The following is a 21,472-nucleotide window of genomic DNA, read 5'->3' on the forward strand; positions in this document are numbered from 1 at the left end:
GTTCTACCGCCCCCGGTTAGAAGCGCCGGTCGGCTTGGTCGAAGAAGGCCAGCTCGGCCAGGCTGGCACGGTAGAAGGCGTCGAAGGCGCGCTGGCGCTGGCCCTCGGTGGCCTCCTCCAGGGCGTCCTCGACCATCTGCAGGGCACGCTGGGTGCCTTCCACGAAGTCGGGGCCCGAGTACATCTGCAGCCACGCGTGGAAGGGGTGATCCGCGCGATCCTGGGTCAGCAGGTGCCGCCCGACCTCGGCGTAGAGCCAGTAGCACGGCAGCACGGCCGCGGAGGCGACCGCGTAATCCTCGGTATAGGTCGTGGCCACCAGGAAATCCGTGTAGGCGCTGGTGACCGGGGAGGGGCGGTCGGTGGTTTCCCCGCCCAGCCAGTCACGGTGTAGCTCGGATTCGGCAACCAGGACCTCCGCCGCCCCGGCGGCCCAGAACTGGCGGTCCTGCGGGTCCCGGGCGAGCGCGCCGAGCCGCCCCAGGGCAGTAGAGTAGTGGCGCAGATAGATCGCGTCCTGGGCCACGTAGACGCTGAAATCGTCAGCGTCCAATGTGCCGTCGCCCAGGCGGCTGATAAACGGCAGATCAACTAAATCCTTCCACAACCCCAGGGTTCCGGCCCAAAGCGCCGCCGTGTGCGGTCCGGCCGCCGGGATGACCGGCTGCGGGGCGGGCTGGGAATCCGCCGCGGCATAGGCGGCGGCAAGGTCCACGGCCGGCACCGGCTCGGCGCTCGCCGCCCGGGCCAGGCGGCGCTGCCTGTGCCCGTGGTCGACCGGCCCGTGGCCGCGGCCCACCGCCAAGGCGTCGGCGTTGGCGATCGCCTCGTGCAGCCAGCGGGTGGACCACTCCAGACCCGCGGCGAGCCCCTCGCCTTGGCCCAGCCGAGTGGCCAGCGCCGAGGACAAGGAGCAGCCGGTCCCGTGCGTGTTCTTGGTCGCCACCCGCGGGCAGGACACGCGGTGGATAAGGCCGGTGCCATCGACCACGGCGTTATCCGCACGGTTGTCGCGCAGGTGCCCGCCCTTGACGATGACCGTGGTCCCGGTGCGCTGCGCCCAGCCCTGGGCCATGGCCACCGCCTGGTCCACGTCGGTGGCTTCCTCCTCGGGGCTTAGCCCGCACAGGACCGCCAGCTCCTTGAGGTTGGGCGTGACGCAATCGACCCGGCCCGCCAGATCGAGAATCGCGGCTTCGGCTTTCTTTTCCAACAGGCGATCCCCGGAGGTAGCCACCATGACGGGATCCAGGACGACCGGCGTGCTACTCAGCGTGGCGATGAATTCGCGGACGATGTCGATAGTCTCCGGGGTGCCCAGCATGCCGATCTTTACCGCGTCGATGTCCACGTCGGCGGCCACGGAGGCCAGCTGGTCGCGCAGCACCTGCGCCGGCGGGGTGAAGATGGAGTCCACACCCTGGGTATTCTGCGAGACGATCGCGGTGGTCACGGCCATGCCGTAGCCGCCCGCGGCGCTAATCGCCTTCAAATCGGCGTGCAGGCCCGCCCCGCCGGTCGGGTCGGTCCCGGCGATAGACAGGACGCGGGCAACGGGCAGCGGCTGGCTAGGCCGAGTGCCAAGTGGGTAGACGTGAGTCATGGTTGTACTCCTATCGAGCAATAAATTGAGCGCAGCATTGAGCGCAGCATTGAACGCTGGGCGTGCAAAAGCCGTGCGCAGTGCGGCAGAGGGCGGATTGACTAACGGCGAAAGGCGGCGACGAGTTCGCTCGCGGCGGAGGCCGGGTCCTCGGCGGCCATGATGGCGGAGACCACGCAGACTCCGGCGAAGGCGCTGCCTTTCAGCTCCGCGACGTTGTGGGCCTTCAGCCCGCCGATGGCTACGGCGGGCATCCCAGCCTCCTTGGCGCGGCCTGCCAGGGTTGCGGCAGCCTCGACCCCGATGCCGGCGGGCGCGTTCGCCTTGGTGGCGGTGCTAAAGACGGGCCCGATGCCGAGAACGTCCGGGCGGGCCGCTCCCGTGGCGCTGAGTGCGGCGTCGAGCTCCTCCTCGGAGCCGACGGACAGCCCCACCAGTGCATCGTCGGCCAGCAGCGAGCGGGCTTCGGCGACACTGAGATCGTCTTGGCCGACGTGCAGGTGGCAGCCGAGCTCGGCGGCCAGCTCCACGCGGTCGTTGATAAACAGCGGGATCTGGCCCAGCTCTTCCTGCAGGCGGCGGGCGTAGGGGAGCAGCTCGGCGTCGCTGGCTTCCTTGTCCCGCAGCTGCACCACGGTAGCACCGCCGCGGCAGGCGGCCACGGCGATGTCGGCGACGTTGTCCCGGCCGCCGGCTAGCCCCGGGTCGGTGACGAGGTAGAGGCTCCAGTCGATCGGGCTCATGCCAGTTCCACGGGCTGGAGGGCGCTGTAGGTGATGAGATCCTCGGGGCCTAAGTCGTAGAGGGCGTCCATCCAGGCGACGGCGAAGCTGCCGGGCGACTGGGCCTGTTGGTAGGCCAGGGAGCCGGCCACGGACACGTGGGCGTGCGCGGCGATGACCGCGGCGAGCGGCGGCTGACCGGTGCCCAAGTAGGCGGCGGTGATAGCGCCCAGGCTGCAGCCGGTGCCGATGACCCGCTGGAGTAGCGGCACGCCGCCGGCGAGCTCCCAGGCCTCTTCCTGGGTGACGAGGACGTCCTTCTCGCCGGAGATAGCCACCACGCCGCCGGTGCGCTGTGCCAGCGCCTGGGCGGCGGGCAGGGCGGCGGTCGCCGTGTCGGTGGCATCGACGCCGCGGCCGCCCTCGCCCAGCTGTGCCAGCGCAATGATCTCGGAGGCGTTGCCACGAATGGCCGCGGGCTTCGCGTCTACTACTGAGCGGGCGAATTCCGTACGGGTGGACAGGCCGCCGGCGGCAACCGGGTCGAGCACCCACGGGTTTCCGGCCTCGTTGGCACCGGCGATCGCCTCGCGCATGCCCTCGTACTGGGCCGCGGACGGGGTGCCGATATTGATGAGGATGCCGTTGGCCAGGCGCGCGAACTCGCGGGATTCCTCCGGGGTATCGCACATGGCGGGGCTGGCGCCGATCGCCAGCAGCGCATTAGCGGTGACGTTCGTGACGACGGTATTGGTCAAGCACTGGACCAGGGGATTGCGCTCGCGCACAGCGGCGAGAGCAGCGCATACTGCTTCCTTCACAACACTTTCCTTCGCTAGTTCTAACTAAGAGCAGGTTCCATGGGTATGTTCTCAGCCGGAATCAGTCCTTCCGGCACCCCAATGTTGTGCCGTCCACCCTAACAGAGCCGGACCCGGAATTTTTCTGGTTTGGAAGAAAACACCCCCAACGGGGAACGCGACCAAGGCCAGTGCAGGCTCCTCAGAACACAGCTACGAGCCGCTAGGGACAAAAAAGAACCCCGCCGCGGTACGCGCTGGTGAGAAACCAGCGCGCACTTGCGGCGGGGTTAAGGTGCGGGTGCTCGGCGGCACCGCACGCGGGGGCTCTTTAGGCCTCGGAATCCTTCGTCTTCTTGGCCAGCGCGTTGCGGGCGGTGCGCATCTGCTCGGTGATGGCGAGGTTACCGCGGTCGCGGGTAAACGCGTTGGAGATCCAGTTGATGAAGGTGACGAAGCGGTTGCGCATGCCGACCAGGTAGGTCGCGTGCAGCGCCAGCCAGCCCAACCAGGCGAAGATGCCGGTGAACTCGACCTTGCCCATCTTCACCACGGCGTTGAAGCGGGAGATGATCGCCATGGAGCCCTTGTCGAAGTAGTCGAAGGGTTCCTTCTCGTTGGCGGTGGACTCCTCGTCGACCTTGGCGTCGATGAGGCGGCCGACGTGGGTACCGCCCTGCATAGCGACCTGGGCCAGGCCCGGCAGCTTGTTCAGGTTGATCATGTCGCCGATGACGTAGACGTTGGAGTACTCGCCCACGGTCAGGTCCTCGTTGACGGAGACGCGGCCGGCGCGGTCGGTCTCGACGCCGGCCTGGTCGGCGACCATCTTGCCCAGCGGGGAAGCGGACACACCGGCGGACCAGATCTTGGTGGCGCCGGTCAGGGTGGTCTCGGAGTCATCCTTGGTGTTCTTGTAGGTGACGGTGTCCTGGTCGACGTTGGTGACCATAGCGTTCAGGCGGACGTCGACGCCGAGCTTTTCCAGCGTGCGCTGGGCCTTGCGGCCGAGGCGCTTGCCGAACGGCGGCAGCACCTGGGGAGCGCCGTCCAGCAGGTAGATCTTGGCCGAGGACGGGCCGTAGGTGGAGAAGGCGTCGGTGAAGGTACGGTTAGCCAGCTCAGCAATCTGGCCGGTCAGCTCCACACCGGTCGGGCCAGCACCGACGATGATGAAGGTCAGCAGGCGTTCGCGCTCAGCCGGATCCTCGGTGAGCTCGGCCTGCTCAAACGCGGAGACGATGCGGGAGCGCAGCTCCAGAGCGTCGTCGATGGTCTTCATGCCCGGGGCGAACTCGGCGAAGTGGTCGTTGCCAAAGTAGGACTGGCTGGAACCAGCTGCCACAACCAGGGAGTCGAAGCCGTAGGTGCGGTGGAAGTTATCGTTTTCCGCGGTCACCGTCTGGTTCTCCAGGTCAATGTTGGTGACGGTGGCGTTGACAAAGTTCGCGTTCTGCTGCCCGCGCAGCATCTGGCGGGTGGACGGGGCGATCTCGGAAGCGGAGATCATGCCGGTAGCCACCTGGTAGAGCATCGGCTGGAACAGGTGGTGGTTCTTCTTGTCGATGATGGTGATATCGACTTCCGTGCCTTTAAGCTGCTTTACGGCGTTGATGCCGCCGAAGCCAGCGCCAATAACGACGACGTGGTGACGTCCTCCATTGGGGCGGTAAGGGGTTGCTGACATGTAGATGACTACCTTCCTAAATGCTTGAACTAAGTACCTACCGTTGAACATTGTAAACGCTACTCCCCGGAACAGATAGTTTCACCCCGATATAAACCAGGGGTCTCGGCATGGCACCCGGGCCGCGGGTGGTTTCGGCATTAATCTAGGAACGATTGGACTGAACGCGAGGCCGCCTACACAGCGTTTTTGCCCCACGTGGCGCGTGGTGTCCGGGCGGCGTCAGGATTGGACTTTTGAAGGAAATGGCCTTGGAGCATACTGCGGCTATCGATGCCGAGCAATGGCCAGGCGTAGCCCGCGTGCCCAGCGGCCGCCTGCTAGGCCTGCGGGCCCGCCACGCGGAGGCAGATTTTGCCCGCGCATGCGACCGCGCTGGCCTGGTCCTCGATGCCGAGGACCCGGAAGAACTGGACCTCAAGGTCGAATACGACTCCTTGTTCGCGCGGATTGCGAGTTCCGGCTGGCTGGGCTTGGCCGAGTCCTACTTGGCCGGGGAGTGGACCACGCCCAACTCGGACAAGCTGGTGCACGTGCTTACCCGGCTGGTGCAGTGCGGTTATTCCCCGAAAACACCTACCGCGCCGGTGGCCGCGTACGAAGGCGGGGAGATCCCCCAGGAGCTGTTGGCGCTCTACGCCGGTGACAGCGTGAGCCACCAGGGCGGAATCTTCGCCACCGGCGTGCCGACCACCACCCGCCAGACGATCGACCGGCAGGGCAAGCCCGTCGATACCGAGCAGCACAACCGCCGCGGGCTGCCGGCCGGTTCTCATTTCGTCGATGTGACCACCATGACGGAGCCCCAGGCGGTCGACCGCGAGGATCTCAGGTCGGCCCAGACGCGGGCGGCGAACTGGCTACTCGATGCCACCGGCGTCCGCGCCGGCTCGCATTGCCTGGTCTTTCCTTCCTCCGGCGCGCGAGCCGCAGTGGAGGCGGCCGGGCGCAAGGCGACCGTGGATCTGCTCTCTGCCGATCCGGACAGCCTGCGGCCGCTGGAGGAGTTCTTCCTCCTCGAGGGCGCGGATGACTCCGTGCATTGCCAGCTTATCGACGCCCCGATTCCCGGTCCTCGCCAGTGGCGCGGCCGCTACGATTCGATTATCAGCGTCGAGCTTTTCGAGGCGCTGACCCCGCGGCAGCGCGCCGACTATATCGGCACCCTGGCACGGCTGCTGATCAGTGGGGGAAAGGCAGCCGTCCAGTCCTTGGTCGCCACCGAGCACATGACTCCGGCCGCCCGCTCAGCGTGCCAGGTCCTGCGCGCCTATATCTGGCCGGGCCTGGAGTACCCGACGGTCGCCGACGTGCACAAGGCCTTTGAGAAGAACGGACATCTGCGGATCATCGGGGAGACCCACACCGGTTCGCATTACCGCGAATCCATCACGCAGCAGCGCTCGTTCTTCTCCGGGCGCCTGCGGGAGGCGGCCGCGGCCGGCTTCGATCCCGTCTACCGCCGGCTCTGGATGTTCCAATTCGCCCTCCGCGAAGCCCTCCTGAAGGCGGAGATGCTCGACTCGGTCCAGTTCGTCGCCACGCACCGCAGCCGTGGCGGACAGCGCTAGCTCACGGCCACCTATTGTTTACCCTTTAACGGGGTAGGCTGTCCGCAGCTAGTTGCGCGACGGCCTTAATGGCCAGCTAGGCTAAGATAAATGAGTCAAGAACTGGATTTTTACGACCCGACAGGGGAGATCGAGGACGCCGACGGCGGCCCGGAGCTAGTGATTGAGCGGGAATTTCACCAGGGCCCGTCCGTGATCTGGGGCTACCTGACGGACACCAAGGATCTGGGTCGTTGGCACGGGGAGTGGACCAAGGAGTCCGACAGCCCCGAGGGCCACCCGTGCTACTTGGTCGACCACGTCGGCCGCACCAAGGATGTCCACATCGAGGTCACCGAGAAGGTGAAGCCGGAATACCTGCGCTTTGAGGTCAGCTTCGCCAACCGCCCGAACGCCTGGATGGATCTGCGCCTGACGGACACCCCGGATGGCTCCGAGCTCGAACTGCGCCACGGCCTGGCCGGCCTCGAGGACCGCGCGGAGTTCATCGGACCGATGTGGGAGTTCCTGCTGGACCGCCTCATGGCCGCAGTCTCCGGCGACGACCCGGACATCCTGGAATGGGAAAGCTATTACCCGAACCAGTCCGAGTACTACACGCTCGACAACAACCAGTAGGCCAACCACTTGGGCGACTGCGTGCCGCAAGCCGCCGGCACGCAATACCGCCGTTTGTAGAAATGGCGGGGAGTGGCCCCGGATCTAAAATGACATAATGTACATTATCGGACAATAACGTATATCGGGCGTTCACCAAGGCTAGCCCGGTTCGGTTCTACGGACTCGTCAACGACGGTCGCTTGTTGCGACTCTCAGTGTCACTACGCCGACAACCTCTTCGTGGCACTCGACGCCGCCAATGCTCCTGTGACGCTCGTTGGCCCGGCTAAGTCGTAAGCCATCCAAATTGGGACGCAGGGTCCTGCGGACATCTCCGTGCCTTACCGAGCCCGGGCGGCAGCCTTCTTAGCCCCTAAGCTCTCGTGGACAACCTCGGTCTCATGACCTATTCCGCAGGAGATCCGCAGATCTAGACCCCTTCACCCCTAGGGGGGGAAGTTCGCCCTATTAACGTCACTGTGACTTTAATAGCGGGAATATCAGGGGGGACGACCGATCACCCTGTCGGCGCCGGATCCCTATTTGATATCCGGGAGGCCTTCGGCATGCCTCCGGCAGATCTCCCGGGCCCCGGTATGGCGGGCGCGCTACTTTTTCTTCTTGTTCTGGTAGGCCTGCTGGAGCTGCCAGCCGGTCAGGCCAGCTAGCGCGATGGCGATGACCATGACGAGCCACATCTTCTGCGTGGCCACGAAGATGGCGAAGCCGATGACCACCACGAGGCGGAACCACAGCATCGGAATCATGCGTTCGGTCAACATTGTGGATCCTCTCGTTCTCGTGTGGCGCCCGCAACTTATGCGGCGGGCTCTGACTGTGGTCGATGTATTGGGTTAAGTGGCGAAGAGCGGAGCTTTGTCCGTAAATTACTTAGTTTGCGAAAGGAACTAATCCTGCTTCTCGAAGGAGATAAGGATGTTCACGTCGCCCTCCTCGGCCACCTTGGCGGCCAGGAACTCCGGGGTTTTCACGTTGTAGTCAAGGCGGTTGATTGGGATGGTACCGCCGATAACCAGGTGCTCGCCGTCGCGGAGGACGTCGAAGTCCTGCTTGATTTCCTGGGTAGCGTCCTTGATGGTCAGCTCCCCTTCCATGGTGACCTTCCCCTTGGTGCCGTCCTCCGGCACGCCAGACAGGTCTACCGGCGCCGTCAGCTTGAAGAAGGCCTCGGGGAACTTATCGGTCTCGAAGAGCTTGGACTTCATGTTCTGGTCGCGCACCTTCTTATCGGTGGTCAACTCCTCCATGAGCACCTTGATGGAGCCCTCGGTCACCTCCTGGTCGGTGACCTCGATCTCGCCGTCGACGGCCGTGGTCGAGCCCGAAGTCAGGCGGCGTTCTGCCGGTAGCACCTCGTTGAAGCTAAAGCCCACGGAGGTAAGATTCGGGGCCGTTCCGTCGCCAACGCGCCACTGGCCGTTGACGTCGGTGCTGGCCTCCTTCGCCCGGGAGTCATCGAGCGGCTCGGTGGTCACTCCGGGGCCAGCGATCATCGAGTAGATCAGCGGGCCCAGGCCCACGATGGTCAGCCCGATAATGAGGATTACGAAGACGCTGATCACCAGAGTCCGGTTGTAGAAAAGCTTCTTTAACATGGCGTTTTACCTTAACTCCTCTAGGTGGCGGGCCAAGGCCACCATCTCTTCGCATAACTGGCTGATTTCGCTGGCTTCGGCACCCTCCTGGACGGCGGTCTGGATATCCTGCGCCCCGCAGCGCAGCTCGAACAAGCCATCGGCAAGTTCGGCCGCGCTCTTGGGCGACATGATAATCGCGTCCTCCGGGATTGTAGTCCCCGAGACCGCGTTGCGCTGCTCGTAAGCGCGCTGCTTGCAGGCCGCGCTGCAAAACTTCCGGGGTCGCCCCCTGCCGTTTTGGTCCATTTCCTTATTGCACCACTGACAAGTGATCTTTGTGCGGGAATGAGCCGAAGTACGCATCACGGTAATCCACCTTAGCCCATTAACCCCTACCTGGGAACAATCACACCGCGTTCTTCGTTATACTGTTAGGACTGGACGCGGGAATAGTAATCTCCCCGCACCTTCATAGGTAAATTTAGTAAAGGATGATGTTGCATGGCAGATCGCGTACTCCGTGGCAGCCGAATGGGCGCCGTTAGCTACGAAACAGATCGCGACCACGACCTTGCGCCCCGCCAGATGGTGAAGTACCGCACCGAAGATGGCGACATTTACGAGGTCCCCTTTGCCGATGACGCAGAAATCCCCGAGGAGTGGATGTGCAAGAACGGCAAGGTAGGCACCTTGGTCGAGGGCGAGGGCGTGGAGTCCAAGCCGGCTAAGCCGCCGCGCACCCACTGGGACATGCTGTGCGAACGCCGCTCCCTGGACGAGCTGGACGAGCTCCTCGAAGAGCGCATCCAGCAGCTGCGCAAGCGCCGTCGTTCCGCTGCCCGCCTGCTGCGCGAGCAGCAGGAAAAGAAGGATAAGAAGTAACTCCTCGCCCGGGCGAGCACTCCCCGAGCCATAGAAAAACCGCCTGCCACTGATCCAGAAGGGTTCAGGGCCGGCGGTTTTTCTTTGCGCGTCTATTTCACGGTGGCCGCGCTATTGATGCGCTTACCCGTAGTCACGCTGAAGCAATGCAATTGGTTGTGGTCCACGGTGGCCACGACCCGGCTGCCCTTTTCCGGCGCGGTCCGCGGCTTGGCGCGCATGACTAGCTCGTTGCCCGTGGGCGAGGCGGCCTCCTCTGTCGTGGCCCCCGAGCTGAGCTCACTGCCGCCCGGGATCTGGCCGTAGAGGTAGGAATCCGCGCCGAGTTCCTCGACCAGTTCCAGGTCGAACGGGATATAGGCGCTGCGGGAGGCCTCCTCTTCGCCCTGTGCGACCAACTGCAGGGCCTCGGGACGCACGCCCAGGATGACCTGCTTCTCTCCGGCATCGGCCAGGGCCTGGGCGGCATCGTCAGGCAGTTGGATCCAGGCCTCACCGGAGGACGCGCGGCCTTGGGCGTCGACGGTGAACCGGCCCAAGTTCATGGCCGGAGAGCCGATGAAGCCGGCCACGAAGGTGGTCTGTGGGGCCTCGTAGAGCTCACGCGGGGTGCCGACCTGCTCGAGCACGCCGCCGTTGAGGACGGCGATGCGGTCGCCCATGGTCAGCGCCTCCGTCTGGTCGTGGGTGACGTAGACGGTGGTCACGCCAAGGCGGCGCTGTAGGGCCGCGATCTGAGTGCGCGTTTGCACGCGCAGCTTGGCGTCCAGGTTCGACAATGGCTCGTCCATGAGGAAGACCTGGGGGTTGCGCACGATGGCGCGGCCCATGGCCACGCGCTGGCGCTGGCCGCCCGACAGCGCCTTCGGCTTCCGGTCCAGCAGATCGACCAGGCCTAAGGTCTGGGCGGCCTCGTCGACGCGGCGGTTGATCTCTTCCTTCGACTCCCCGGCCAGCTTCAAGGCAAAGCCCATGTTGTCGCGCACGCTCATGTGCGGATAGAGCGCGTAGTTCTGAAAGACCATGGCGATATCGCGCTCGCGCGGGTCAAGGCTGGTGACGTCCTTGTCACCGATGAAGATGCTGCCCGAGGTGACCTCTTCGAGGCCCGCCAGCATGCGCAGCGTGGTCGATTTGCCGCAGCCCGATGGGCCGACCAGGACGAGGAACTCGCCGCCGGCGATCTCCAAGTCGAAGTCGTCCACGGACGGCGCTTGTGCGCCCGGGTAGGTCAAACTGGCGTGTTTAAAGCTCACGGTAGCCATGGTGTCTCCTCCATCGGCAGGTACGTGCCGAACGATCCGAGTGGAAAATAACTTTTGACTAGACTACCGCGCCCATAGCAAGCCCCGCGCTAGCCGCGCCGCATGGCCTTCCACTGGTGCTTGGCCAGGTTGCCCAGCTCCTCGCCGAAGTTGCCGAGCCAACGCAGCTTGTTGCCCGCCTTGTGCGGCAGGTCGTAGGCGCCGATCTCCTTGAGAGTCTGCTGGGCGATGCGCCCGGTCTCGTGGGCGACGTTGCCGGCCTGCTCCGCGCGGTGCTGCACGCCCCACTTGGTGACCTCGAAGAGAGAATCCTTGACGAAGGAGCCGTCGAGCTTGGACTCGCCGTACTCGCGCTCGGTGAAGGTGATCGGCACCTCGCGGACGTCGAAGCCCATCTTGACGGCGCGGAAGGCGACGTCCACCTGGAAGATGTAGCCGGCGTTCGACAGCTCGTCGAAGTCGAGGGCCTCCAGCAGTTCGCGGCGGAAGGCGCGGTAGCCGGCGGTCATGTCCGACAGACCGGCGCCCAGGGCCACCGAGATGTAGATGTTGCCCAGGCGGGACAGGTACTCGCGGGAGGCCGGCCAGTTGACGGTCTCGCCGCCCGGGATGTAGCGGGAGCCGATCACCAGGTCGGCGCCGTCATCGATAGCTTCCAGCAGCAGGTGCAGCTGCTCCGGGGCGTGGGAGCCGTCCGCGTCCATCTCGCACAGGACCTGGTAGTCGCGCTCTAGGCCCCACTCGAAGCCGGCGAGGTAGGCGCCCAGCAGGCCGCCCTTGCCCTCGCGGTGCAGCACATGAAGGTTCTCATCCTTAGCGGCCAGCTCATCGGCCAGGTCGCCAGTGCCGTCCGGGGAGTTATCGTCCACAACCAAGACGTGGACGTCCGGGGTGGCGGAACGCACGCGGCCGGTGATGAGCGGGAGGTTTTCCAGCTCGTTGAAGGTGGGGATGATGACCAGCGTCGACGCTGAGTTAGCGGTCACGAGTGGGAGACTCCTTCTATTTCTTGGCCCGCGTGGAGCGGGTGTTCTTCTTCGCCCTTGCGGCCGTGGGGCTCGCGGCGGCCGACCGCCGGGATCCGGCAGAGATCAGGGCAGCCAGCGCTAATACTCCACCAATAATAACCATGGCCAGTTCCAGGATCGAACCAAAGCGTACCGCAAGCGTCTCGCCGCTGCGCAGTGGCAGGTCCTCGACCAGGTATTTGGCCTCGAAGATATTCGACTCCTGGCTGACCTTCCCGTCCGGGTGAACGATGGCGGAGACACCGGAGGTCGCCGGGACCACCACCGCGCGGTCGGTTTCCAGCGCCCGCATGCGGCTCATGGCTAGCTGCTGGTAGGTCATGTCGGAAAAACCGAAAGTGGCGTTGTTGGTCGGGGTGGTTAGAATCTGCGCGCCGGACTGCACCGCGGTGCGGAAAGCCTGGTCGAAGATGACTTCGTAACAGGTTGCCACGCCGACTGCGACTCCGGCCATGCTCACCACGCCGTTGCCGTTGCCGGGTTTGAAGTCGCCGGCGAGCTCGACGTAGTCGGACAGCTTGGCGAAGAAATCCCGCATGGGCATGGTCTCGCCGAATGGCTGCAGGTACTTCTTATAGTGCCGGTCGCCGGAGTGCCCGCCGGGCTCGAAGACCTGCATGGTGTTGCGGGCGCCAACCTCGTCGTAGGTCAAGGTGCCGACCATAATCGGTACGCCGACGGCCTCGACCGCGCCCTCGATGGCAGCACGCGCTTCCTCGTCCGTGAAGGGGTTGACGTCGGAGGAATTCTCCGGCCAGATGACCAGGTCCGGCTCGTGGCCGTCGTCGGCCAGCTGCTTGGTTACCCGCACGTGGTTGTTGGGGACCGCGCGGCGCTGGGCGTTAAAATCCAGGCCCATCCGCGGAACGTTGCCCTGCACGGCCGCCACGGTCACCCGCCCGGTCTCTTCGCCGGCCATGCCGCGGGTCCAGCCGGCAACGAAGCTGGCGGCAACAACCGCCACGATGACGCCTAGGGCCGTGAAACGAACGGCGTGGCGCCGCGACCAGACCGCCACGAGGCTCGTGCCAATCAGGCTGGCCGCCACCGTCACCAGCGCGGGTCCGCCCCACTGCACCAACTGCGCCAGCGGCCCGTTGACCTGCCCCCACGCCAGGCGCACCCAGGCAAAGCCGCCGAAGGGCACGGACGAGCGGACGAATTCCACCGCCAAGTACACGAAGGGGAAGGCGAGGAATCCGAAGCGCCAGCGAGCTACCGCTGCCCCACACAGCCCGGTCAGGATGGCATAGAGGCTCAGCGCCGCCGCCAGGGCCAGGTAGGGCGTGTTACCTACCAGCTCCCCGATCCACGGCAGCAGCAGCGCGTAGGTGGCGAAACCGTGGACGAACCCCAGCCCCGCGCCCAAGCGCAGCGAGACGCGCTCCCCGCGCCATGGGGACAGGCTGAAATAGAACAACGCGATGCCCACGCAGGCCATGGGCCACCAATTCAGCGGGGCATAACCGGTATAGACCACCGCCCCCGACCCGGCTGCCAGCAGCCACCGGGCGAGCAGTCGCCACACTAGCGCTTATCCCCCGGCTGCGAGCCGTCCTCGTCGCCTGTATTCCCCGAATCCGGCTCTCCAACGTCGGACGGGTTAGCGTTTTCGGACCAGCGGCGGATCTCTTCTTCCTCGAGCACGGTCGGCTCGTGCGACGCGCCGGCGCCGCCCGCGGGCCCGCCGAAGCTGCCGTAGCTGTCATGCTGCTGCGACATCGGGCTGCGGTCATACAGGCGCACGCCGAAGTTCTCCACCGAACGCAGCAGGCGGAAGGCGATGAAGCCGCGCAGCAGCGCCCGGGTCGGCGGGAACAGGAAGAGCAGGCCCACCAGCGTGGTGAAAAATCCCGGCAGGGTGAGCAGGATGCCGCCGACCATGGTCAGGCCGACGTTGCCGGCGGTCTTGCCCGGGGTATCGTCCTGCATAACGGCGGTGCCGTCCTCTTGGCGCACCACCTTGGAGCTCATGATCCGGCGGGCCTCCCAACCGGCGATCGACATCCCGAAGAACATCGTGGCGAACAAAGCGACCAGCGCCCAGCCCACGCCAATGAGCGAGACCACAGCCCAAAACGTCAGGGTTTCTAAAACCAGGTAGGCAACAAACAGCAGAAACGGCATAATTCCCTAGCCTACCTGCCTGACTGGACAATGTGGAACAGGCGCGAAGGCGGCGATGAGACTCACCCACGGCGGCGGCAATTAGACTACTGCCTATGGCATTGCTGAATTTCTCCCACTCAGGTTCCGCGCCGTCCGCTGATACCCTCATCCCCGGCGGGCTTACCCGCTCGGACGACTGGTTTGCGCTCGGGAAAACGGCCTACGACTTTGCCGACGGCAAGGTTTACCTGGGTGCGTGGAGCCGCGTGGCCCTGCACGGCATCCAGGATCAGGAGGCCGTAGCGCACGGCCTGGGCCAGCTGTCGTGGCCGGGCAGCGCGCATCAAATTCTGGCTTCTCCCCTGTCTGATGCCGCCCGCGAATTCGCCCGCGGGCTCGCCGACCGCTTGGCCGAGGACGGGGCCGTTGGTCCGCCCGGTAGCGCCCGCGTGGCCATCGGCGCTGGGGACGAGCCGTTGCAGGTTGTGCCGGCCCGCTTCCGGGTAGCCTTAGCCGGGTCTTCCTTTACCGTCTTCCGCGGCGCTGAGGAACTGGCCAGCCACGCTGCCCAGGAGGATGCCTGGGAGCACGTCCGGGAGCTTCTTCAGCAAGAAGCCGCCGACGCCGCCGATATGGCTGGCGGGGCCGGCACGGGTGATGCCAACACGGATACCGGCTCGGTCGGGCCCATCGGTTGGCTGGGCGATCACCGCGACGACGGCCTCGTGGATCTGGGCACTGCCCTGCCCGAGGGTGTTTTGCCGGCCGAGTACGCCACGCTGCTGGGCCACCTGGGCGTGCCGATTACCGTCACGCCCTTCGGCGGGCTCGTCCTGCACGGCCTGGCCGAGGGCGACGCCGACGTCGTGCTGCGCGTCCTGGCTCCCCGCGGGTTCATCTTCGACGCCAGCGCGGTCAGCCCGGAGGGCATCATCAGCCCCATGGACTAGCGCGGCATGTGCCGCCAGATGGGGCGCGGTACCAGGGCCATCACCCACGCCAGGAGGCGCAGCGTGCCGGGGATCCACAGTGTCCGACTGGTCAAGGCGCCACCGGCTGCGGCCTTGTCCGCCTCCCCACCGATGGCGTCGACGACGTAGCGCGCCACCACGTCGGGGGTTACGGACAGCGGCGCGGGTTTCATGCCCTCGGTCATGGAGCCGATGACGAAGCCGGGCCGGGCCGTGATCAGCGCCAAGGGCCCGCCGTGCAGTCGGTCCGCCAGCCCCTGGCAGAAGGCGTCCAGGCCGGCCTTCGTGGAGCCGTAGACGTAGTTGGCCCGGCGGGCGCGCCAGCCCGCGATGGAGGAAAAGGCCACGATATGCCCGCGTTCCATTTCGTCGGCGAGCACGGTCAGCATGGAGACCTGCGCGGTGTAGTCCAGCTGGACGATATGGGCGGCGTGGGCCTCGTCGGTCTCGGCGCGGTCCTGATCTCCCAAGATGCCAAAGGCCACCACCGCCGTGGTGATCTCGCCAGCGACTTCACGGGCGCGGCGCACCACGGCGCGGTGGTTGTCCATGTCCAGCGCGTCGAAGTCGAGGAAGTCCACCTCGCTCGCGCCGGCAGCCCGCAGCCGGGAGCACTGCTTATCGATGCCTTCGTCCCCGCGGGCGGCAAGCACCACCCGGCGCCCAGGGGCGAGCAGCGCGGCGATCTCCGTGCCGATATCCGAGCGCCCGCCCAGCACCAGGACTGCGCCCGGGATCTGGGGAGACGTACTTGCCTGGCCGGCGGTGTTGTTCTGCGCGCTCATCGCAGGCCGCGCTCGCCCTCGTTCAGGCTCTCGGCCACGCCGTCGCCGTTAATGGTGACGATGTCTTCCAGGCGCATGCCCCATTCGCCCTCCTTGTAGATGCCGGGCTCGATGGAGAAGGTCATGGACTCGGCCAGCTCCAGATCGTTGCCGGCGGCGATGAAGGGTTCCTCGTGGGTGGATAGGCCGATGCCGTGCCCGGTGCGGTGGGTGAAGTACTCGCCCCAGCCGGCCTCGGCGATGATCTGGCGGCAGGCGTCGTCGACGCTGCCCGCGGTGGCCCCGCGGCGGGCCTGCTCCATGCCGGCGGCGTGGGCCTGTCGCAGCACCTCGTAGGCGTCCTGGAAGTCCTCCGGCGCGCGGGAGACGTCGCCGCCGACAACGTAGGTGCGGGTGCAGTCCGAGTGGTAGCCGGCCCCGAAGGTGCCTCCGATGTCCACGACGACCGGCTCTCCCTCGTTAAGCACGCGCTCGGAGAAGCTGTGGTGGGGGTTCGCGCCGTTGGGGCCCGAGCCGACGATGACGAAGTCGACCGCGTCGTGCTCCTGCAGGATGAGTTCGGTGAGCTGGTCGGCGACCTGTTGCTCGGTCACACCGGGCTGCAGCAGCGAGGGCACGCGGGCGTGGACGGCATCGATAGCCAGCGCGGCCGCGCGCAGCTGCGCTATCTCCTCGCCGTCCTTGCGGGAGAACAGCGCGCCGATAACCTGGTCGGCCGCCACCCACTGCGCGGACGGGAACTGGGCCTGCAGGCCCAACAGGTGCGCGGCGTCCATAACGCCGGAAACCGCCAGGCGCGCGCCGTCTTCGGCTACCGCCGCGTGGGCTTGACGCAGCTTCTCCGCGGCCAGCGCGTGGGCGTTGGTGCCATCCTGCCAGCCGTGGAAGGCCAAGTTGAGCTCCGCGACCGGGGCGGCGGCCAGCTCCGCGCCATCGGTGGCCGGCGCCAGCAGGAAGGCCTCCCCCTCGGCCGGGATGGCCAGGGCGCTAAAACGCTCGTGCGAGCTCATCCAGGAGCCGGTGAAATAGGCGAACTCGGCGCCCGGGCTAATCACCAGCGCGGCCACGTCGTTGGCGCGCGCCTGCTGCTGCGCCGCAGTGATCCGGTTTCGATAGACTTCGGAAGGGAAAGCAGAAGAATTTTCACTCATAGGACAACAGTGTAACCGCCCATGAATGACTCCTTCGACCAGTGGGAAGAAATTGCCAGCTCCACCACCGTGCGCCTTAACGAGCGCAACCGGGTCTGCACCGGCGTGCTCATCGCCGAGCCCCACAGCGGCACCGTTCATTCTGCTGCCGGGCCCAGAAGCACGCGCCTGGTGCTGACCTGCGCGCACTTCTTCCGCACTGCCCCGCGGCGCGGGTACCACGTCAACGGGTTTAGCGGCGGCAAGAAGTGGCGCCGCCGGATCTTGGCGGTGCGCACCATCGACGGCAGCGACTGTGCCCTCGCCCTCCTGCACCACCCAGTAGAAGTCCCCGCGCTGCTCGGCCTGTCTGCGGCTCGGCCGCAGTGGGGCCAGGAGGTCACCACCTACGGCTTCGGAGGGCTGGGCGGGGCCACCGGGCGCCAGGAGGCCCAACCCCGCTGGGGGCGGGTCCTCTTCGGCCTTCCCGTAGCGATCGGGCGCAACCTGCGCACCGTCGTGCGGCCCGCGGCCCTGGTGCGCAACGCTCCACCGGCGGTCAAGGGAGACTCCGGCGGACCGGTCATCGCGGACGGCACGATCGTCGCCACGCAGTCACTAATCGCGGATCCCTTCGGGACCAACCTCGGAGTCGCGACCGTCAACGTCCTCGCACCGCACCTGCCGGCCATCCGCGCCGCTGCCGAGGCTCTGTGCGCCGAACCACGGGCTGTATAGGAACCGAGGGCTATAGCGCGTCGCCGGTGAGGCCTTAAGCGCCGATGGCCACCACGCCGCGCTGGATGGCGTCCATGGCCCGGCGGGCGTTGGCCCGGATACCGTCCTCGTAGCCGGTCTTGGCGACCTGCTGGAGCAGATCCACCACCTGGCGGCACCAGCGCACGAAATCGCCGGGGGTTAGCTCCGCGCCGCACTCGGCAGCCGCGGCCAGGCAGTAGCCCAGCGGGGCGCCGGCGGCCCACTGGTGCATGGCCAGGGCGAAGCCGGCCTCCGGCTCGCGCGTGACCGGCAGGCGGTGGCGCTGCTCGTCGGCGACCAGCTCGGTGTAGATGCGCCAGGTGGCGTTCATCGCGTCGGCCATCGCGTCGGTGGCGGCCTCCGGCTCGCCGCGGGTGGCCTTGCGGTTTTCAAAGGTGCACAGGGAGACCACGCCGGCCAGCTCCGCCGGGTCCAGGTCGTTCCAGATCCCGCGCTTGAGGCACTGCGCGACCAGGAGATCTGACTCGTTGTGGATCTTGGCCAGGCGCTCGCCCTCGTCGGTGATCTCCGGGTGCCGGTCCTCGCCCGCGCCGACGAATTCGACGTAGTCCATCTCCGACAGCAGGTCGACGATGCGCTCGAAGGTGCGGCCCAGGGTGTCGGTGGCCTGGGTGATCTTGGCGCGCAGCTTTTCGGCGTCCTTCTCGCGCCGGGCCAGCTTGTGGGCCATGCTGGCCAGCTGCTCCCGGTCCGTGGCCGGCCAGGCGTGGACTGGGTGCTGCCGGATGGCATCGCGCAGCTGACCCACCTTCTTGTTGGGCCGGTGGCGCGGGGTCAGGCGCATCTTCTTCGGCCGCGGGTACTTGTTGCGTTGGAGAAGCTTCTGCACATAGCCCGCGGACTTGCGCGGCGCCTTGGTCACGCGCCTAGGCAGCTTCATGTGGCCGACGAGGATGGGCGGGTTGGCGATCCCGGAGGCATCGATACGGCCCGACCAGCCGCCTTCCGTGGTCACCCACGGGCGCGGATCCTTGGTCTGGTTGGCGGGCGTATTGACCACCGCCAGCAACGGCTGCTTCTTGGTGGCCAGGGCGATGACGTCGCCGACCTGCAGCTTAGCCAGGACCGTGGTGACCTCTTTGGAGCGTTCTTGCTTGCCGCTGACCTGGGAGGAGCGTTCCTCCGCGGTCAGCTCCTGGCGCAGCTGGATAAAGTCCAGCAGCTCCTGGCGGGCGGTGGCGGGATCGCTGGCCGGCGGGGCCAGCGCACTGATTAACTCGTCGAGCTGCTCGCGCAGCTGGCGGGCGCGGTGCTCGGCCTTTTCGACCTCGCGGGTTTCCTCGACCACGGAGCCGTCGGCCTGGAACTGCGCGAAGGACTTTTCCATCAGGCGCAGCGAATCCTCGAATCCGAGCATGCCCAGCAGGTTGATGGCCATGTTGTAGCCGGGCTCGAAGGTGGAGACCAGCGGGTAGGTGCGCGTGGAGGCCAGACCCGCGACGTAGTGCGGGTCCATCGCCGGGGCCCACTGGACTACCGCGTTGCCCAGCGTGTCGATGCCGCGGCGGCCGGCGCGTCCGGTCAGCTGCGTGTACTGGCCCGGGGTGAGGTCCACGTGGGCCTCGCCGTTGAACTTGATGAGCTTTTCCAGCACCACCGTGCGCGCCGGCATGTTAATGCCCAGCGCCAGCGTCTCCGTGGCGAAGACCGCGCGCACCAGCCCGCGGACGAAGAGGTCTTCGACGATGTGGCGGAAGGCCGGCAGCATCCCGGCGTGGTGGGCGGCGAAACCGCGGCTCAAAGCTGTGCGCCAGGACTTAAAGTTCAGCACCTCCAGGTCCTCTTCCGGGATCCCCTCGACGCCGGCGTTGACCGTCTCGATAATCTCGGCGGCCTCCTCCGGGGTGGTCAGGCTCATCCGGGAGCGCAGGCACTGGTAGAGCGCGCCGTCGCAGCCGGCCCGGGAGAAGATGAAGGTAATCGCCGGCAGCATGTCCTTGCCCTGCAGAGCCTTCAGCACCTCCGGGCGGCCCAACGGGCGGTAGCGGTCCTGGGGGCGTCGTGCGCCGCTGCGGCCGCCGCCCGAGCGCGCCCGAAAGCCCTTCCCCGACTGGTAATCGGCCCGGCCCTCGTCCGTATCCCCGGCCTCCAGCCGGCGGACGCGGCGGAGAAGCTCGTGGTTGACCTCCCCGTCGGTGCCGGGTTCGAAGAGCGAGTAGACTTGGCGGCCGATCATCATCCACTGATCCAGCGGCACCGGGCGGTGCTCGGAGACGATGACCTCAGTCTCGCCGCGCACGGCGCGCAGCCAGCGTCCGAACTCCTCCGAGTTCGACACCGTGGCAGACAGCCCGATGATGGAGACATACTCCTCCAGGTTGAGAATCACCTCTTCCCAAACCGCGCCGCGGGAGGCGTCGGCCAAGAAGTGGATCTCGTCCATGACCACGTGGCTGAGGCGATCCAGCGCGGGCGACTTCGCGTAGATCATGTTGCGCAGCACCTCGGTGGTCATCACGACGATCTCCGCGTCGCCGTTGATGGAGACATCCCCGGTGAGCAGGCCGACGGCGTCCTCGCCGTGCTGGTCGACCAGGTCGTGGTACTTCTGGTTGCTCAGCGCCTTAATCGGGGTGGTGTAAAAGCACTTAGTCCCCCGGGACAGCGCCAGGGAGACCGCGAATTCGCCGACGACGGTTTTGCCGGCGCCGGTCGGCGCGCAGACCAGCACGCCGCTTCCGCGCTCTACCGCCTGGCAGCCGAGTAGCTGGAATTCATCGAGCGAATAGGACAGGTTGTGCGAGAAGTATTCCAGATGCGACTGCGTCATAGCCGCCCAGCTTACCCGGCCCTAGAGCACGTCGTCGAAGAAGCCGGCCTGCGGCTGCTGCGGGCGGGCCTGGCGGCTGCCTTGCTGCGGCTGCGCGCTTAACGGACGCGCGGGCGCCGGGGCGCTGGGATGGCTGCTCGGCGGGTTGACCGGGGTGGGCGCGGGCACCGGTTCGGCCGGCCCCACCGCACCCGGGCCGGACCCCAGCGGCGAGGCCTGCTCATCGTCTAGGTCCATCCACTCCGGACGCTGGCGGTTGCGGCGCTTGTCGTTGATGCGGCAGAACTGGAAGGCCGACTCGATGAGGATCCACAGGGCCGCGGACAAGGCAATGAGCGAGTAAGGATCGGCCGGGGTGATGAAGGCGGAGATGATCATCACGATGATGAACAGGATGCGGCGCTTGCCCTTGACGTGCTCGTACTCGAGCACGCCCACCAGGTTCAACGCGATAATGATCAGCGGGACCTCGAAGGCGATGCCGAAGAGGATGAGCATGGTCAGCATCAAACCGAAATACTCGTTACCGGTCAGCGCGGCGGTCTGGTATTCCGCGCCGACGGACATCAGGAATTCCAGGCCCTCGGAGAGGACGAAATACGCCAGCGCGGCGCCGGCGACGAAGAGCACCCCGGCGACGCTGACGAACATGAAGGTGTAGCGCTTTTCCTTCTTGTGCAGGCCCGGCACGATAAACGCCCACACCTGGTAAAGCCAGACGGGCGAAGAGATGACCGCGCCGGCCAGGGCGCCGACCTTGATGCGCAGCATGAGCATCTCGAACGGGGTCGTGGCCAGCAGGCGGCAGGTGCCGTCGTTGGTGAAGTCGGCGCGCTTGTCCGCTGGCAAAGAGCAATAAGGCTCGCGGAGAATCTCGCCCAGGGTGGACCAGCCGAACGGGGCGTTTTGGTACCAGAGGAAGCCAATGATCGTGCCAACCACCAGGGCGAGCAGCGAGTAGACAATGCGCCGGCGCAGCTCCTGGAGGTGCTCGATGAGCGTCATCTCCCCCGTCGGGTTCTTGCGCGCCCGGCGGGCCTCCTGTGCCTTCTTCAGGCGTGCCCACGCGCCCCCGCGCTGCCGTTGACGGCGCGCCGGTGCGCCGGCGCGAGCACTGGGTTGCGGTAGGGACCGCGAACCTTCAGAACCCTTCGGGCTAGGTGACATCGCT

General features: G+C 66.4%; 20 protein-coding genes and 1 riboswitch. Of the genes, 5 read left to right on the forward strand and 15 right to left on the reverse strand.

Annotation, left to right across the window (positions count from 1 at the left end; translation table 11 throughout):
• Window positions 1-16: 16 nt before the first annotated feature.
• From VVS03_RS00205 to VVS03_RS00220, 4 genes are all read right to left on the reverse strand, one after another.
• Window positions 17-1,603 carry a bifunctional hydroxymethylpyrimidine kinase/phosphomethylpyrimidine kinase gene (locus tag VVS03_RS00205; protein ID WP_368534032.1) on the reverse strand — a complete coding sequence of 529 codons (1,587 nt, stop codon included), beginning with the start codon at window positions 1,601-1,603 and terminating at the stop codon, window positions 17-19.
• A gap of 101 nt (window positions 1,604-1,704) precedes the next feature.
• Window positions 1,705-2,346 carry a thiamine phosphate synthase gene (gene thiE, locus VVS03_RS00210; RefSeq protein WP_368519368.1) on the reverse strand — a complete coding sequence of 214 codons (642 nt, stop codon included), beginning with the start codon at window positions 2,344-2,346 and terminating at the stop codon, window positions 1,705-1,707.
• Entirely contained in the window at window positions 2,343-3,146 is an 804-nt protein-coding gene (gene thiM / locus VVS03_RS00215; RefSeq protein WP_368534031.1) for a hydroxyethylthiazole kinase, read from the reverse strand. Before thiM ends, thiE begins: the two co-directional genes overlap by 4 nt.
• Window positions 3,135-3,237, reverse strand: a riboswitch (TPP riboswitch). (Overlaps the previous gene by 12 nt.)
• Window positions 3,238-3,456: 219 nt before the next feature.
• Entirely contained in the window at window positions 3,457-4,812 is a 1,356-nt protein-coding gene (locus VVS03_RS00220; protein ID WP_290221722.1) for an NAD(P)/FAD-dependent oxidoreductase, read from the reverse strand.
• A gap of 245 nt (window positions 4,813-5,057) precedes the next feature.
• On the opposite strand from VVS03_RS00220, the gene VVS03_RS00225 reads away from it, so the two are divergent.
• Complete coding sequence (locus tag VVS03_RS00225) at window positions 5,058-6,383, forward strand: class I SAM-dependent methyltransferase (RefSeq protein WP_368534030.1); 1,326 nt, start codon at window positions 5,058-5,060, stop codon at window positions 6,381-6,383.
• A gap of 90 nt (window positions 6,384-6,473) precedes the next feature.
• Complete coding sequence (locus VVS03_RS00230) at window positions 6,474-7,001, forward strand: SRPBCC domain-containing protein (RefSeq protein ID WP_368519364.1); 528 nt, start codon at window positions 6,474-6,476, stop codon at window positions 6,999-7,001.
• 590 nt (window positions 7,002-7,591) lie between these two features.
• Here VVS03_RS00230 and VVS03_RS00235 read toward each other — a convergent pair.
• From VVS03_RS00235 to VVS03_RS00245, 3 genes are all read right to left on the reverse strand, one after another.
• Entirely contained in the window at window positions 7,592-7,765 is a 174-nt protein-coding gene (locus VVS03_RS00235) for a hypothetical protein (protein WP_368519363.1), read from the reverse strand.
• Between the two features lie 126 nt (window positions 7,766-7,891).
• Complete coding sequence (locus VVS03_RS00240) at window positions 7,892-8,599, reverse strand: YceI family protein (protein WP_368519362.1); 708 nt, start codon at window positions 8,597-8,599, stop codon at window positions 7,892-7,894.
• A gap of 6 nt (window positions 8,600-8,605) precedes the next feature.
• A complete protein-coding gene (locus VVS03_RS00245; RefSeq protein ID WP_368519361.1) occupies window positions 8,606-8,770 on the reverse strand; it encodes a hypothetical protein in 165 nt (54 codons plus the stop codon).
• Window positions 8,771-9,082: 312 nt separating this feature from the next.
• Between VVS03_RS00245 and VVS03_RS00250 the strand changes: the two genes are divergently transcribed.
• The gene (locus tag VVS03_RS00250; RefSeq protein ID WP_296203648.1) at window positions 9,083-9,463 is read left to right on the forward strand and encodes an RNA polymerase-binding protein RbpA; all 381 of its coding nucleotides are present in this window, start codon (window positions 9,083-9,085) and stop codon (window positions 9,461-9,463) included.
• Window positions 9,464-9,555: 92 nt separating this feature from the next.
• Here the strand turns inward: VVS03_RS00250 and VVS03_RS00255 are convergent, their stop codons facing one another.
• From VVS03_RS00255 to VVS03_RS00270, 4 genes are all read right to left on the reverse strand, one after another.
• Complete coding sequence (locus VVS03_RS00255; RefSeq protein WP_368519360.1) at window positions 9,556-10,728, reverse strand: ABC transporter ATP-binding protein; 1,173 nt, start codon at window positions 10,726-10,728, stop codon at window positions 9,556-9,558.
• An 89-nt stretch (window positions 10,729-10,817) separates the two neighbouring features.
• Window positions 10,818-11,714, reverse strand: coding sequence for a polyprenol monophosphomannose synthase (locus VVS03_RS00260; RefSeq protein ID WP_368534029.1), 897 nt, complete (start codon window positions 11,712-11,714; stop codon window positions 10,818-10,820).
• 16 nt (window positions 11,715-11,730) lie between these two features.
• On the reverse strand, window positions 11,731-13,284 hold the full coding sequence (lnt, locus tag VVS03_RS00265) for an apolipoprotein N-acyltransferase (RefSeq protein ID WP_368521133.1): 1,554 nt from the start codon (window positions 13,282-13,284) through the stop codon (window positions 11,731-11,733).
• Complete coding sequence (locus tag VVS03_RS00270) at window positions 13,284-13,883, reverse strand: FxsA family protein (RefSeq protein ID WP_368521134.1); 600 nt, start codon at window positions 13,881-13,883, stop codon at window positions 13,284-13,286. Before VVS03_RS00270 ends, lnt begins: the two co-directional genes overlap by 1 nt.
• 95 nt (window positions 13,884-13,978) lie before the next feature.
• On the opposite strand from VVS03_RS00270, the gene VVS03_RS00275 reads away from it, so the two are divergent.
• A complete protein-coding gene (locus VVS03_RS00275) occupies window positions 13,979-14,815 on the forward strand; it encodes a hypothetical protein (protein WP_368519356.1) in 837 nt (278 codons plus the stop codon).
• Here VVS03_RS00275 and VVS03_RS00280 read toward each other — a convergent pair.
• Window positions 14,812-15,621, reverse strand: a complete 810-nt coding sequence (locus tag VVS03_RS00280; protein ID WP_368534028.1) for an SDR family oxidoreductase — start codon at window positions 15,619-15,621, stop codon at window positions 14,812-14,814. The two genes, VVS03_RS00275 and VVS03_RS00280, sit on opposite strands and share 4 nt — an antisense overlap.
• Window positions 15,618-16,772, reverse strand: a complete 1,155-nt coding sequence (locus VVS03_RS00285) for a M24 family metallopeptidase (RefSeq protein WP_368521136.1) — start codon at window positions 16,770-16,772, stop codon at window positions 15,618-15,620. Before VVS03_RS00285 ends, VVS03_RS00280 begins: the two co-directional genes overlap by 4 nt.
• 21 nt (window positions 16,773-16,793) lie before the next feature.
• Between VVS03_RS00285 and VVS03_RS00290 the strand changes: the two genes are divergently transcribed.
• Window positions 16,794-17,489 carry a trypsin-like peptidase domain-containing protein gene (locus VVS03_RS00290; RefSeq protein ID WP_368534535.1) on the forward strand — a complete coding sequence of 232 codons (696 nt, stop codon included), beginning with the start codon at window positions 16,794-16,796 and terminating at the stop codon, window positions 17,487-17,489.
• A 34-nt stretch (window positions 17,490-17,523) separates the two neighbouring features.
• On the opposite strand, the gene VVS03_RS00295 is transcribed toward VVS03_RS00290, so the two are convergent.
• Window positions 17,524-20,301, reverse strand: a complete 2,778-nt coding sequence (locus VVS03_RS00295) for a DEAD/DEAH box helicase (protein ID WP_368534536.1) — start codon at window positions 20,299-20,301, stop codon at window positions 17,524-17,526.
• Between the two features lie 21 nt (window positions 20,302-20,322).
• A complete protein-coding gene (tatC, locus tag VVS03_RS00300) occupies window positions 20,323-21,306 on the reverse strand; it encodes a twin-arginine translocase subunit TatC (RefSeq protein WP_368534590.1) in 984 nt (327 codons plus the stop codon).
• Window positions 21,307-21,472: the final 166 nt, after the last annotated feature.

Source organism: Corynebacterium sp. LK2537, from assembly GCF_040946485.1.
GTDB lineage: Bacteria > Actinomycetota > Actinomycetes > Mycobacteriales > Mycobacteriaceae > Corynebacterium.

Bases quoted from the DNA above. Each gene is read 5' to 3' on its own strand.
- VVS03_RS00205 (WP_368534032.1), bottom strand. From the start codon at position 1,603: ATGACTCACGTCTACCCACTTGGCACTCGGCCTAGCCAGCCGCTGCCC.
- thiE (WP_368519368.1), bottom strand. From the start codon at position 2,346: ATGAGCCCGATCGACTGGAGCCTCTACCTCGTCACCGACCCGGGGCTA.
- VVS03_RS00220 (WP_290221722.1), bottom strand. From the start codon at position 4,812: ATGTCAGCAACCCCTTACCGCCCCAATGGAGGACGTCACCACGTCGTC.
- VVS03_RS00225 (WP_368534030.1), top strand. From the start codon at position 5,058: ATGGCCTTGGAGCATACTGCGGCTATCGATGCCGAGCAATGGCCAGGC.
- VVS03_RS00230 (WP_368519364.1), top strand. From the start codon at position 6,474: ATGAGTCAAGAACTGGATTTTTACGACCCGACAGGGGAGATCGAGGAC.
- VVS03_RS00235 (WP_368519363.1), bottom strand. From the start codon at position 7,765: ATGTTGACCGAACGCATGATTCCGATGCTGTGGTTCCGCCTCGTGGTG.
- VVS03_RS00240 (WP_368519362.1), bottom strand. From the start codon at position 8,599: ATGTTAAAGAAGCTTTTCTACAACCGGACTCTGGTGATCAGCGTCTTC.
- VVS03_RS00245 (WP_368519361.1), bottom strand. From the start codon at position 8,770: ATGTCGCCCAAGAGCGCGGCCGAACTTGCCGATGGCTTGTTCGAGCTG.
- VVS03_RS00250 (WP_296203648.1), top strand. From the start codon at position 9,083: ATGGCAGATCGCGTACTCCGTGGCAGCCGAATGGGCGCCGTTAGCTAC.
- VVS03_RS00255 (WP_368519360.1), bottom strand. From the start codon at position 10,728: ATGGCTACCGTGAGCTTTAAACACGCCAGTTTGACCTACCCGGGCGCA.
- VVS03_RS00270 (WP_368521134.1), bottom strand. From the start codon at position 13,883: ATGCCGTTTCTGCTGTTTGTTGCCTACCTGGTTTTAGAAACCCTGACG.
- VVS03_RS00275 (WP_368519356.1), top strand. From the start codon at position 13,979: ATGGCATTGCTGAATTTCTCCCACTCAGGTTCCGCGCCGTCCGCTGAT.
- VVS03_RS00280 (WP_368534028.1), bottom strand. From the start codon at position 15,621: ATGAGCGCGCAGAACAACACCGCCGGCCAGGCAAGTACGTCTCCCCAG.
- VVS03_RS00285 (WP_368521136.1), bottom strand. From the start codon at position 16,772: ATGAGTGAAAATTCTTCTGCTTTCCCTTCCGAAGTCTATCGAAACCGG.
- VVS03_RS00290 (WP_368534535.1), top strand. From the start codon at position 16,794: ATGAATGACTCCTTCGACCAGTGGGAAGAAATTGCCAGCTCCACCACC.
- VVS03_RS00295 (WP_368534536.1), bottom strand. From the start codon at position 20,301: ATGACGCAGTCGCATCTGGAATACTTCTCGCACAACCTGTCCTATTCG.
- tatC (WP_368534590.1), bottom strand. From the start codon at position 21,306: ATGACGCTCATCGAGCACCTCCAGGAGCTGCGCCGGCGCATTGTCTAC.